This is a genomic window from Acinetobacter sp. ANC 5600, assembly GCF_002018395.1.
Classification (GTDB): domain Bacteria; phylum Pseudomonadota; class Gammaproteobacteria; order Pseudomonadales; family Moraxellaceae; genus Acinetobacter; species Acinetobacter amyesii.
The window spans coordinates 256,251-269,505 of sequence record NZ_MVKW01000004.1 but is presented as its reverse complement, the minus strand read 5'-3'; the positions used below and the strand labels follow the sequence as shown (position 1 = coordinate 269,505).

General features: G+C 40.6%; 12 protein-coding genes. 6 read left to right on the top strand and 6 right to left on the bottom strand.

Annotated elements, in window-relative coordinates:
- Nucleotides 1-14: 14 nt before the first annotated feature.
- The 4 genes from prmA to B1201_RS10885 all read right to left on the bottom strand — a co-directional run bounded on the left by prmA (nucleotide 15) and on the right by B1201_RS10885 (nucleotide 3,382).
- Entirely contained in the window at nucleotides 15-917 is a 903-nt protein-coding gene (gene prmA, locus B1201_RS10900) for a 50S ribosomal protein L11 methyltransferase (protein WP_078188734.1), read from the bottom strand.
- Nucleotides 918-1,043: 126 nt separating this feature from the next.
- Nucleotides 1,044-1,931: a bile acid:sodium symporter family protein gene (locus B1201_RS10895; RefSeq protein ID WP_078193543.1), complete on the bottom strand. Its 888-nt coding sequence runs from the start codon at nucleotides 1,929-1,931 to the stop codon at nucleotides 1,044-1,046.
- 75 nt (nucleotides 1,932-2,006) lie between these two features.
- A complete protein-coding gene (locus B1201_RS10890) occupies nucleotides 2,007-2,885 on the bottom strand; it encodes a bile acid:sodium symporter family protein (RefSeq protein ID WP_078193542.1) in 879 nt (292 codons plus the stop codon).
- 146 nt (nucleotides 2,886-3,031) lie between these two features.
- Nucleotides 3,032-3,382, bottom strand: coding sequence for a hypothetical protein (locus tag B1201_RS10885; RefSeq protein ID WP_078193541.1), 351 nt, complete (start codon nucleotides 3,380-3,382; stop codon nucleotides 3,032-3,034).
- A 253-nt stretch (nucleotides 3,383-3,635) separates the two neighbouring features.
- Between B1201_RS10885 and mnmG the strand changes: the two genes are divergently transcribed.
- From mnmG to B1201_RS10870, 3 genes are all read left to right on the top strand, one after another.
- The gene (gene mnmG, locus B1201_RS10880) at nucleotides 3,636-5,516 is read left to right on the top strand and encodes a tRNA uridine-5-carboxymethylaminomethyl(34) synthesis enzyme MnmG (RefSeq protein WP_078193540.1); all 1,881 of its coding nucleotides are present in this window, start codon (nucleotides 3,636-3,638) and stop codon (nucleotides 5,514-5,516) included.
- A 343-nt stretch (nucleotides 5,517-5,859) separates the two neighbouring features.
- Nucleotides 5,860-7,065 (top strand): 3-(3-hydroxy-phenyl)propionate transporter MhpT, encoded by a 1,206-nt coding sequence (mhpT, locus tag B1201_RS10875; RefSeq protein WP_078193539.1) that lies wholly within the window; start codon nucleotides 5,860-5,862, stop codon nucleotides 7,063-7,065.
- Nucleotides 7,066-7,179: 114 nt separating this feature from the next.
- Nucleotides 7,180-7,506, top strand: coding sequence for a hypothetical protein (locus tag B1201_RS10870; protein ID WP_078193710.1), 327 nt, complete (start codon nucleotides 7,180-7,182; stop codon nucleotides 7,504-7,506).
- A gap of 71 nt (nucleotides 7,507-7,577) precedes the next feature.
- Here B1201_RS10870 and glnG read toward each other — a convergent pair whose 3' ends face one another.
- Together glnG and glnL are read right to left on the bottom strand one after the other, a co-directional pair.
- On the bottom strand, nucleotides 7,578-9,053 hold the full coding sequence (gene glnG / locus B1201_RS10865; RefSeq protein ID WP_078193538.1) for a nitrogen regulation protein NR(I): 1,476 nt from the start codon (nucleotides 9,051-9,053) through the stop codon (nucleotides 7,578-7,580).
- A complete protein-coding gene (gene glnL, locus B1201_RS10860) occupies nucleotides 9,043-10,149 on the bottom strand; it encodes a nitrogen regulation protein NR(II) (RefSeq protein ID WP_078193537.1) in 1,107 nt (368 codons plus the stop codon). The genes glnG and glnL overlap by 11 nt, the downstream gene beginning before the upstream one ends.
- A gap of 352 nt (nucleotides 10,150-10,501) precedes the next feature.
- Here glnL and rimO point away from each other — a divergent pair, with 352 nt between their 5' ends.
- The 3 genes from rimO to frr all read left to right on the top strand — a co-directional run bounded on the left by rimO (nucleotide 10,502) and on the right by frr (nucleotide 13,253).
- Nucleotides 10,502-11,845: a 30S ribosomal protein S12 methylthiotransferase RimO gene (gene rimO, locus B1201_RS10855; protein ID WP_078193536.1), complete on the top strand. Its 1,344-nt coding sequence runs from the start codon at nucleotides 10,502-10,504 to the stop codon at nucleotides 11,843-11,845.
- Between the two features lie 45 nt (nucleotides 11,846-11,890).
- Nucleotides 11,891-12,619, top strand: coding sequence for a UMP kinase (gene pyrH / locus B1201_RS10850; protein ID WP_078193535.1), 729 nt, complete (start codon nucleotides 11,891-11,893; stop codon nucleotides 12,617-12,619).
- A gap of 79 nt (nucleotides 12,620-12,698) precedes the next feature.
- Nucleotides 12,699-13,253 carry a ribosome recycling factor gene (gene frr, locus B1201_RS10845; RefSeq protein WP_078188724.1) on the top strand — a complete coding sequence of 185 codons (555 nt, stop codon included), beginning with the start codon at nucleotides 12,699-12,701 and terminating at the stop codon, nucleotides 13,251-13,253.
- The last annotated feature ends 2 nt before the right edge of the window (nucleotides 13,254-13,255 follow it).

The following is a 13,255-nucleotide window of genomic DNA, read 5'->3' as shown; positions in this document are numbered from 1 at the left end:
ACACATTTTAAATTTTAATACTGTTGGCGTTTACCCGAAATTCGGCACCATGTTTCGTCACGTTTTTCTACGTCTAATATATCAAAAAATTCAGAATAAACACTAGAAACATCAGAAACTTGCTCTTCAATTACACCTGCAAGTGCGAACTCGCCCTCAGATTTAATTAAAGTTGAGAATTCTGCAGCCAAGGCCATTAGAGGGCCTGCAAGAATATTAGCAACAAACACATCGGCTTTTTGTCCAGCGAGTTCTTGGTTGAACTCTTCAGGTAGGCCTACATACAAATTTTCCAGTACACCATTCAATTCGGCATTTTGTTGTGTTGCTAAAACGGCTTGTGGGTCAATATCAGTGGCATAAACTTTTTTGGCACCCAAAAGTAAAGCGGCAACACCTAAAATACCAGAACCACAACCGTAGTCGATTACGATTTTATCTTTAAGGTCAACTTTACCTAACCATTGTAGGCATAAGAATGTTGATGCATGGTTACCAGTACCAAATGCCAGACCTGGGTCTAGTTTGATGTTTACGGCGTCTGCTTCTGGCGCTTCCATCCATTCTGGTACGATCCAGTATTTTTCACCAATTTGAATAGGCTCATAAGCATCCATCCATGTGCGTTCCCATTCTTGGTCTTCAATGAATTCGCTACGCATTGGTGCTTCAGGAAGTTGAGCTTTAATAAATGTTTCTAATGCAGCAACATCAATTTCTTCATCATCTTCTTGTGCATAGATACCAGTAACGATCACTTTATTCCAAAGTGGTGTTTCACCTGGAAGTGGTTCAAGTAAATCCTGATTTTCTGCATCATCTAGCGTGACACTGACTGCACCTAAAGAACTGAGCAGCGTTTCAGTGTAATCAACTTGAGCTTTTTCAACAGTAATATGAATTTGTAACCACTTCACGGACATAACCTAAATGAGTTTTATAAAAAGCTATTGTAACGGAACTCGGCAACTTGCAGCTAGCGATTATCAAAATTGACAAAAAATAAAAGGATGCACGTGGCATCCTTTTAACTTTTCAGCGACTTAACTTTTAATTGTTTCTGTTGTCGTTGTCGAGATCGGTGCGAAACGTGTAATTAGGAAGCCAAATACAGCGGCAAAGATATACATAAAGATTGAATAAACCGCTGTAGGCATTGCAACGGCCGAGCTGGCCATCACTGTTAAGGCGATGGTCATGGCTAACGTACTGTTATGAATGCCGATTTCAAATGCACATGCACGTGCCTGAGCACTATTGATGCCGAAAAGTCGCGGAACAAAATAACCGATACATAAGCTAAAGATGCAGAATAGAACAGTTGCTAAGCCAACTTGAGTTAGATAAGCCGCAATATTTTGTCGTTCAGAGTAAATAGCACCGATAATAATTAAGATGAGAAAGACCACAGCAAAGATACGGAGTGGTTTATGCAGTTTCTCAGTTAGTTTAGGTGCATAGTGACGAAGTAACATACCTATACAGACGGGGATGATAATGATGCCGAAAACTTGGAGGATTTTTCCAAATTGCAGACTGATTTGTTGGCCTTCTTGCATGAAGTGCATGATCGAAAAATTCACGATCAATGGAAGGGTTAATGCTGCAATGACTGAATTGATGGCGGTCAGGGTTATATTTAAAGCCAAGTCACCTTTAAATAGATAACTAAATAAGTTAGCTGTGCTACCACCAGGTGAGGCTGCGAGTAGCATCAAGCCGACAGCAAGCAGTGGTGGTAATGCTAACAGTTTACATAGTAGAAAGGCGATACCGACAAGCAACACGAGTTGGCAAAATAATGCGATCAACACGGCTTTAGGATGTTTGGTGACACGTGCGAAATCTTTGGGGGTAAGTTCTAGCCCAAGCCCGATCATAATAAAGGCCAGTGCTAATGGCAAAAGAACCGTAATAATTCCAGAATCCATCGTATTTATTCTCCTTGAGCATATTTAATGGTTTTTCACCAAAGTCCTTATGGTGATTGCGTTAGAAAAAATAGTTTAGGTTTTCACTTGTTGAATTAGGTGACTGCCACGGCGCGTCAAAATAAAACCAAATAAGGTCGCCAATAAATACATAAAAATAGAATAAACACCGGCAGGTATTGCGACTGTGGTGTTTTCAAGCACACTCAGTGCGATGGTTAGCGCGATACTGGTGTTATGAATACCAATCTCAAAGGTACACGCACGAGCCTGCTTTTCAGGCACATCCGAGAGGAATGGAATTAAGTAACCCAAAAATAGTCCACTGAAACAGAGTAAACAGGTCGCAATGCCGACGCTGGCAAAATACGTAATAATGTTGGATTGTTCACGCAAAACTGCGAGTGTAAAGATAAGAATTAATAAGAAAATAGACAACATTCGCATCGGCTTGTTGACGTGATATGCAATGGTCGGAAAGGAGTTTCGAATAAACATACCGAAACATACCGGTATCAAAATAATCAGAAATACATGGGTGATCTTGTCGATAGGCATGCGAATACTTGTACTTTCACCAACAAAATGCAAAATGGATAGATTGACGATAAAAGGCAATGTAAAGCACGAAACAACTGAGTTGATGGCTGTTAAGCTAATGTTTAATGCAACGTCACCTTTATATAGGTAGCTAAAAAGGTTAGCAGTGGGGCCGCCGGGTGAAGCCGCAAGCAACATGAGCCCGACCGCGAGTAAAGGGGGTAACTCCAGCAACTTACACAGGAAAAAAGCAATACTGGTCAGTAGAATAAGCTGAGTAAATAAAGCGATGAAAATAACTTTTGGATAGCGTCCAACGCGTAAAAAGTCTTTGACTGAAAGTTCAAGCCCCAACCCCATCATCATAATGGCTAAAGCAATGGGTAGAAAAAAAGCAAATAATCCCGAATCCATGGAATTTCCTGATATTTTTATCCTTATAGTTTTTTGAGTTTATCTAAGTTTGATAAATAAGCAATAAATAAAAGCGAGTAAAAACTGATGTTTTACCCGCTTTATTTTTGATCTGTTAATTGGTCGATATTTTCATCGATAACTGTTTATTTAGGACGAGGAGGAGTGAACCCTAAAGCACATTTTCCTTTGATTTCTTGTCCATTGATCGTTGCTGTAGTGGCTTTGGCATCTGCGCTACATGTGCTTAATAATTCGGCTTCTTCGCCATGAATATTTACATTTTTGGAAGAGCTAAAAAATTGTGGTTCGCAGGTACCATTCCAAATAATACCGCGATAGGCAAATGAAACTTGAGCGCCTTGGCTTTTACCTTTACAGACTTGTTGATATCGCTGTGCATCATACACTTTCTCAACTTTATCATTGGCTGAGGCAGCAAGTGGTGATAAACATAAACCGCATAAAACCGTGGATAGCAAAATATTCTTATTCATGCTTATAGTCCTTATGATTCTCATGGGATCTATAACAGAATAAAAAATCATCAGAATAAAACAACTATCTTCGAGTAACATTTGCTTGAGAAATGTATATTTTTATGTGGAATTTGCAAAGTATGTATGTTCATAAAGAAATATATAGGCATAAAACAGTAGCCAATAACAATAAAATCGAGTTAATCAGTCAACTTATCGGTGAATTTTTGCTATAATCTTCCGTCATCCTTTTTTAATCTCCTTTACCACTATGCATTATCCTAAAGTTTACGATGTCATTGTTATCGGCGGCGGTCACGCGGGTACTGAGGCAGCTCTTGCTGCGGCACGTATGGGTCGACAGACTTTACTCTTAACTCATAATATTGAGACTTTAGGGCAGATGAGCTGTAACCCAGCCATTGGTGGTATTGGTAAATCACATTTAGTACGTGAAATTGATGCGCTTGGCGGTGCTATGGCATTGGCTGCCGACAAAGGTGGTATTCAATTCCGTATTTTGAACTCACGTAAAGGTGCGGCTGTTCGTGCGACACGCGCACAGGCTGACCGTATTCGTTATAAAGCTGCGATTCGTGAAACCCTCGAAAATCAAGCGAACTTGGATATTTTCCAACAAGCAGCTGATGACCTTATTGTTGAAGGCGATACCGTTAAAGGTGTAGTCACCCAAATGGGTATTCGCTTTGATGCGAAAACTGTTGTATTGACTACAGGTACATTCTTGGGTGGTGTGATCCACGTAGGTCTAAATAATGCTTCAGGCGGTCGTGCGGGCGATCCTCCTTCAATTTCATTGGCTGCGCGCCTTCGTGAATTGAACTTACCTGTAGGTCGTTTAAAAACAGGTACACCGCCACGTATCGATGCACGATCAGTTGATTTCTCTGTGATGACGCCACAGCCGGGTGATTTCCCATCTCCGACTATGTCGTTCATGGGTGATGCATCGATGCACCCTGAACAAATCAACTGTTACATCACGCATACCAATGAAAAAACTCACGATATTATTCGTGGTGGTTTAGATCGTTCACCAATGTATACCGGTGTGATTGAAGGTGTAGGTCCACGTTACTGCCCATCAATTGAAGACAAAATTCATAAATTTGCTGATAAAGACTCACACCAAGTATTCCTAGAGCCTGAAGGTTTGGATACACATGAGTTATATCCAAACGGTATTTCAACGTCTCTACCATTTGATGTGCAGTTTGAATTGGTACGTTCAATCCGTGGTATGGAGAATGCACATATTCTTCGTCCGGGTTATGCAATTGAGTACGATTATTTCAATCCACAATCATTGAAATTCTCTTTAGAAACCAAATCGATTAATAACCTGTATTTTGCAGGTCAAATTAACGGTACAACAGGTTATGAAGAAGCGGGTGCGCAAGGTTTGCTTGCAGGCTTAAACGCAGCACGTCGTGCATGGGATCAAGAGCAATGGACACCAAAACGTGATGAAGCGTACATGGGCGTGTTGGTTGATGACTTGATTACTCTCGGTACTAAAGAACCATACCGTATGTTCACGTCACGTGCGGAATACCGTTTGATGTTGCGTGAAGACAATGCGGATCAGCGTTTAACTGCCATTGGTCGTGAAATGGGTCTGGTAGATGATGCGCGTTGGGATTCGTTCTGCCAAAAAATGGAAGCTGTAGAAACGGAGAAAGGTCGTTTACAACACCTTTGGGCAGCGCCAAACAATCCACTAGGCAAAAAATTCGTTGAAATGACTGGCGATGACCTGTCAAAAGAAACCAATGCAATTGATTTGCTCAAACGTCCAAATATCAACTTTGCGCAAATTGCTGAATTGACGGGTTCTGAAGTTTCGGCATTTGTGGGTGAGCAAATTGAAATTGCTGTGAAATATGCAGGTTATATTAACCGTCAGCAAGAAGACGTTGCGCAAATGAAGCGTTTGGAAGATACGCGTATTCCAGCTGATTTTGATTATGATGTCGTTTCTGGTCTTTCACGTGAAATCACCATGAAGCTGAAAAATGTATTGCCTGAAACATTGGCACAAGCAAGTCGTATTCCGGGTGTTACACCTGCGGCTGTTCAATTGGTGATGATTACCATCCGTAAGAATAATGCAGCAAAAAAATCTGCATAAGATTTAGAGTTAAATAAAAAACCCGCTCAGTTGCGGGTTTTTTATTGCCAATAAATTATTGGCTGTTGGTATTTGATCGGATTAAATGAATATTTTGATCATCATTAGTTTTAGCTATGGTTTGATTATTAAAATCTTTCATAAACCTAAGTGATTGATAATTAATTATAAATACAAAAAATAAGATCTAAAAACTATTGATATACAAAGTTTCAAGTCTTAATGGTGGGCTTTTGGTCGTGTGAATTCCGACCTTTGTAGTGGTATTTATTCTACCCAATAAAGCCGAAACTTCAGGGCATGGCGTACAAGTGGGTTTACGCTACATGAATGGAGTTCGATTATGGCAAATCAACAATCGGGAAAAATGCAAAAATTTCTAACAGTATTTTTGTGTTTCTGGGTGGCATTTTTTGAAGGTTTTGACCTACAAGCACCCGGTATCGCAGCAAAAGGAATCGCAGCGACATTTTCCTTAGATCAAGTGCAAATGGGCTATGTGTTTAGCTTAGGTGTATTTGGTATGTTATTTGGCGCGTTCTTTGGGGGGCGTGTCGCTGACTATTTGGGACAGAAGAAAGTCCTGATGCTGTCGATTTTTATCTTCGGTGTATTTATGTCGATTACGGCAGTTGCACCAAGTATTGAAATTTTATATATCGCACGATTCTTTACAGGTTTAGGTTTGGGTGCTGCGATGCCAACGATGATCTCGGTGGTGGGTGATGAAGCGACGGATGCTAACCGTGGGCGCTTAAATAGTTTGATGTACTGTGGCTTACCCGTAGGTGCAATCTTTGTTGCTGGCTTGGGTATTGTCTTTAAAGATATCTCATGGCATACACTATTTTTAATTGGTGGTTTAACGCCTTTAATCTTGATTCCATTCATGGCAATTATCTTAAAAGATAAGCGTACAGAAAAAGTTCAGGCAGAAACTAAAGAAGCCGTTCCAGCGATGGGGCAAATCCTGTTTGCTGAGCAGCGTTATAAATATACATTGCCGCTTTGGTTAAGCTTCTTCTTTACCTTAATGGTGAACTATATTCTGATCAGTTGGTTGCCTAACTTGCTTATGGAACAAGGGCTGGAAAAGCAACAAGCTTTCATGATCATGTTGATGTTCCAAGTGGGCGCAGTGATTGGTACGCTGGGTTTGGGCTACTTGCTGGATCGCCTAAAATTATGGCAAATGGCAGTGATTATCTATTCAGGTTTGTTTGTGGCATTGTTTGTGCTGTTTACAACAAATTCCATTCCTGTACTCATTGCTGCAGGCATCATGGGCGGAATTTTCTCTACAGGTGGTCAATCGATTTTGTATGGGATCTCTCCAATTTTCTATACACCAGCTGGGAAAGTGACAGGTGTGGGAAGTGCAATTTCATGGGGACGTTTGGGTGCAATGACAGGTCCATTACTTACAGGCAAGATTTTGGCGCTAGGTCTAGGAACGACAGGTATTTTAATTGCAAGTGCGCCGGGTATTGCTTTGTCGGCTATCGCGGTGGCTGCATTATCTGCCTATAAGTCATCCCTTAAAAAATAGTCAAAACCAGTCATATTTAAAGGAGCTACGGCTCCTTTTTTATTGAATAAATATCTTTAGCTGAAACTAAGTTTTGTTAGAATAAATCTAATATTTATGAATAAATTTACTTTTATGTCTTATCAATTGATCGAACTTGATATTTCTCCCTCAGATAACATTCAGTGTCCACATTGCCAGCAGCAAGTGATTGATTGGTCAGAAGAGCAGTATGTGCAGCCATGTGAGCATGTGCTGTTTATTGCAATGGATATTGGTTTTGAGTTTATTACCGATGAATTTGAGCAAACCATGCAGCATACAGTCGATGACTTGCATGCTAATGATGATCAGTATCATATGTTTACTGAAATTACCGCCTCGAGCTTCCCTGAGTTTCTGATTTATAAGTCTGATTTAGGGGTGGAAGGTTATTCACGTTATGTCGGCTTTACGGCATAAAATATTGCTAAAAAATCTCTAAATTAAAAAAGCCAGTCAAGTGACTGGCTTTTTTAATGTAAATCAGAAAATTAACTTTCTAATTCTTCTTCGACATCATCTTCGGCACTGTCCATGCCAAGTTCTTTGAGTTTACGGGTTAAGGTGTTGCGACCCCAACCTAAAAGTTCTGCAGCATGACGCTTACGCCCACGTGTTTGTTGTAGTGCAGCATTGATGAGGGTGCGTTCAAACATTGGTGTGGCAATGTCGAGAATTTTCATCTCACCATTTTTAAGTTTTTGTACTGCCCATTGACCAAGTAGCTCATCCCAATGATGCACACCAATACGATCAATCCCTTGAGTAGCAGGATTGCCATCTGTGCCTTGAATTGGAATCTGTTTTAATTCAGATGGTAAATCTTCTGGATAAACTTCACGGCCTGTGATCATAACCGTTAACCAACGACAGGTATTTTCAAGCTGACGCACATTACCTTGCCATGGCAGTTTTTGCATGTATTCTTGCGTTTCAGGACGCAGAATCTTCGGACTTACCCCAAGTTCTTTACCTGCACTTGCTAGGAAGTGTTGTGCAAGCATCGGAATATCTTCACTACGATGTGCAAGTTTTGGAATATGAATACGAATCACGTTTAGACGGTGGTACAAGTCTTCACGAAAGCGACCTTCATGTACTAACTTTTCTAAGTCTTGGTGTGTTGCCGCAACGATACGGACATCCACCTTGACTGGGATGTGACCACCGACTCGGTAGAATTCGCCATCCGCTAAAACACGCAGTAAACGTGTTTGGGTTTCAAATGGCATGTCGCCAATTTCATCAAGGAAAAGAGTCCCGCCATTGGCTTGTTCGAAACGCCCTTGACGCTGTGTGTTGGCACCGGTGAACGCGCCTTTTTCATGACCAAATAATTCAGTTTCGATCAAATCCTTTGGAATTGCCGCCATGTTGAGCGCAATAAAAGGCTTGTTGCCACGTGGTGAATGCTTATGCAGCGCATGCGCAACCAATTCTTTCCCTGTGCCTGATTCACCATTAATTAATACAGTAATGTGTGATTGAGAAAGACGACCAATGGCACGGAAGACTTCCTGCATAGCAGGTGATTCACCAATAATCTCTGTAGATTGAATCGGTTGAATGGTTTTAGCAGATTCTTGTTGTTGTAATTTGGCAATATGCAAAATTGCACGGTTTACAAGTGCTAAAGCTTCATCAATATCAAAAGGTTTTGGTAGATATTCAAAAGCACCCGTTTGATAGCTCGACACAGCAGATTCTAAATCTGAATGTGCGGTCATGATAATTACAGGTAAGTCAGGGTAGTTGCCTTTGACTTTACCTAAAAAGGTCAGTCCATCAATACCCGGCATACGGATGTCTGTCAAAATAACATCTGGCGCATCGACACTTAACTGATCTAAAGCGGATTGTGCTTCTTCAAAACTGGTAACATCAAAACCTTCTTCTTTGAATGTTTTTTCCAGCACCCAACGCATGGCGCGATCATCATCGATGACCCAAATCTTATTACGCGACATGATCTGACTCCCAAGGTAAATATAGGCTAAATACTGTTTTTCCAGGAACTGATTGGCATTCAATCATTCCGTTATGTTGATGCATAATATTTTGTGCAATGCTTAGACCGAGACCTGTGCCTTTCGCTCGTCCTGTCACTAATGGGTAAAATACGGATTCTAATATTTCTTGTGGGACACCTGGTCCATTGTCCTCGATATCAATGCGTACCGCAGAGCGTTTTAATACACCGTTGATGGTGACTAAACGTTGAATACGTGTGCGCAAAGTGAGTTCTGGTTGGTGCTCAACAAAGAACTCTTTGTTTTCCGTCATTGCCTGAACGGCATTAACACTGATATTCAGCATGACCTGAATCAATTGATCACGATCTGCGAAAACATCCGGTAAAGAAAGGTCGTAATCACGGGTGATCTTAATTTTCTTCTTGGTTTGGTTGACGATCAGTGAACGAACACGTTCAAGGGGTTCATGCACATTGACTGGCTCGTAACTTGGCAATTGTCTTGAACCCAGCATGGTGTCAGCAAGATTTCTTAATCGATCCACTTCACTAATAATAATGTCGGTGAATTCACTGTACTTCGGATCATTTAAGCTACGAGCTAAAAGTTGTGTCGCCCCACGGATACCACCAAGTGGATTTTTAATTTCATGGGCAACACCACGAATCAGTTGTCGTGCGACTTGATGCTGTTGAATCAGGTTTTCTTCTTTAGAGATTTTCAACATCCGGTCGATTTGATTGAGTTCAATCAATAGCAACGGGTGGTAGGGTTTGCCAGAGTTGAGTTGTGACACGGTGTAATCAACATGAATGTCTTTAAAGTTGACATTAATCGTTGCTTCTCGGCGCGTATAGTGCTGGCCAGAAGTTAATGTATTCATTAATGCATCATGCGTATTGAATTCATCATCGGGCATATGGAGTAAATTTAATACAGGCTGACCTGATGCACGAAGTAAGCTGATGTCAAAAAGCGCTTCACATGATGAATTTAAATAAAAAATATTCAGGTTGCTATCGACCAATAAAATGGCAGTGGTTAAATTATCCACTAAAAGCCGGTAATCAATCGTCATAGTCTGATCCATTAGCGAGAGGTTCCTGTCTTAAAATGGCGCAATGGCATCTTCATAAAGCAAATCGTTCAATCTAATAAGGTTCGAATTGATGCAAGTTATGCAAGATATAAGCCAACTATTTCAGAAATACGCTAAGTTTTAATGCTTATTTGAATAAATGCGCTTATTTAAGACTTTAAATAAAGTGTATAGCTGATTAAAAACAGGCTGTAAATCTAAAATGCATTAAAATGGTGCAAATGAAATTATATGGATGAATTTATAGCATTATTTTGGTGCGTGATATAAAGAGTGGCCTTTTCACCTGTTTTTATGTTTTGAAAAGACATACAATACGCGGATTATAGTGGAGCGCAGATTCATGAAATCCCCCAAAGTCGGTTTTGTTTCTTTAGGTTGTCCTAAGGCATTGGTAGATTCCGAACGAATTTTAACTCAGTTAAAGACTGAAGGTTATGATGTAGCATCAGATTATGATGGTGCCGATTTAGTAGTTGTAAATACCTGTGGTTTTATTGAATCTGCAGTACAAGAGTCGCTAGATGCCATTGGCGAAGCGATGAGTTCAAACGGTCGCGTAATTGTGACTGGTTGTTTAGGTAAAGACGAAGACAAAATTCGCCAAATGCACCCAAATGTCTTAAAAGTGACAGGTGCTGCGGCATATCAAGAAGTGATGGAAGCTGTGCACGAATACGTGCCTGAGCCACCGAAACACAATCCGTTTATTGATCTAGTACCTGAACAAGGTATTCGATTAACACCAAAACATTATGCTTATTTGAAGATTTCAGAAGGTTGTAACCATCGTTGCACATTCTGCATTATTCCGAGCATGCGTGGTGATTTGGTTTCTCGTCCAGTAGGTTCAGTATTGACTGAAGCTCAAGCGCTGAAAAAAGCAGGCGTAAAAGAAGTCCTTGTGATTTCTCAAGATACATCGGCTTATGGCGTAGACACCAAATACAAATTGGACTTCTGGAACGGTCAGCCCGTTAAAACCAAATTCTATGACATGTGTGAAGCATTGGGTCAATTGGGTATCTGGGTGCGTCTGCACTATGTATATCCATATCCACATGTGGATGCTGTGATTGACTTAATGGCACAAGGCAAAATCCTGCCGTATTTGGATATTCCATTCCAACATGCAAGTCCTAAGATTTTAAAACTCATGAAACGTCCTGCGCACAGTGAAAATACACTAGAGCGTTTAAAAGTTTGGCGTGAGAAATGTCCTGATCTTGTGATTCGTTCTACATTTGTTGTGGGCTTCCCGGGTGAAACTGAAGAAGACTTCCAAATGTTGCTTGATTGGTTAAAAGAAGCGCAGCTTGATCGTGTGGGTTGTTTTACTTACTCACCAGTTGAAGGCGCGACTGCAAATGATTTACCAGATCATGTGTCTGAGGAAATCAAACAAGAGCGTTATGAACGTTTCATGCAAGTTCAGCAAGAAATCTCTGCTGCGAAATTGCAAAGCCGTATCGGTCAGAAAATGACAGTACTGGTGGATGATCTTGAAGAAGAGTTCCCAGTTGCTGTTGCACGTTCTTATGCAGATGCACCTGAAATTGACGGTAATGTATTTGTTGAAGATATCGATAAGTCAGTGATTAAAGCAGGTGATTTACTTGAAGTAGAAATCACAGATGCAGATGAATATGACTTATTTGCAAAACTAATCTCGGTTAAGTCTGCTTAAACGATTAATTAAAAATAATTGAAATTAAATAATTCGGAGTTGATGATGCTTGATTCTAAAAAACCACGTTTTGGTCGCATCCTGCTTAAGCTTTCAGGTGAAGCTTTAGCGGGCAATAAAGAGATGGGGATCGATGCACAAGTGCTCGATCAAATGTCACTCGCAATTGCGCACCTTGTTGGTTTGGGTGTTCAAGTGGGTATCGTTGTCGGTGGTGGTAACCTTTACCGTGGCAGCCAATTACAAAAAGATGGTTTGGTTGGCCGTGTAACAGGTGATCAAATGGGTATGTTGGCCACTGTAATGAACGGTTTAGCACTGCGTGATGCTTTGGTACGTCGTAATATCAAAACTCGTCTAATGTCAGCTTTACCTATTGGTGCTGTAGTTGAATCATATTCTAGCCGTGATGCAATTCGTCATTTAACACGTGGCGAAGTTTGTGTATTTGTTGCAGGTACGGGTAACCCATTCTTTACGACAGATACAGCAGCATGCTTACGCGGTATCGAGATTGAAGCCAATCTTATTCTTAAAGCGACGAAAGTTGATGGCGTATACAACAAAGATCCAAGCAAATATGAAGATGCAGTGAAATATGATGCATTAACATTTGACCAAGTTTTAGATGAAAAACTGGGTGTGATGGATTTAACAGCGATCTGCTTATGCCGTGACCACAACGTTCCACTTCAAGTATTTGATATGAACAAATCAGGTTCATTACTTTCAGTGGTAATGGGTGAAAAAGAGGGTACTCACGTTACGAACTAATGTACGTGGGCCCTAAAGCTCTTTATACTACAAGCTATTTTAGAATTTACATCTTTTCGAATTAAGTAAGGAAGATCACATGATTAACGATCTTAAAAAAGACGCAGAAGACCGTATGAACAAATCTCTAGATTCTCTAGAGCATGGTTTTGCTAAAGTTCGTACAGGGCGCGCGCACCCATCAATTTTAAATGGTGTTATGGTTCCTTACTATGGCTCTGATGTGCCATTAAACCAAGTAGCGAACGTGGGTGTAGAAGATTCTCGTACTTTACTTGTTCAGCCTTTTGAACGTTCAATGGTTGCTGCAATTGATAAAGCAATCCGTGAATCTGACTTGGGCTTAAACCCGATTACTGCTGATGCCATCCGTGTTCCTATGGCCGCATTGACAGAAGAAACACGTAAAGACATGCAGAAAGTTGCACGTAACGAAGCTGAAAATGCAAAAGTTGCCATCCGTAACATCCGTCGTGATGTTTTGGGTGATATCAAAGCATTGTTGAAAGAAAAAGAAATTTCTGAAGATGATGAGCGTCGTGCGGGTGATGATATTCAAAAAATCACAGACAAATTCGTTGCTGAAGTTGAAAAACGTCTGGCTGCAAAAGAAGCTGAATTGATGAAGGTCTAAGT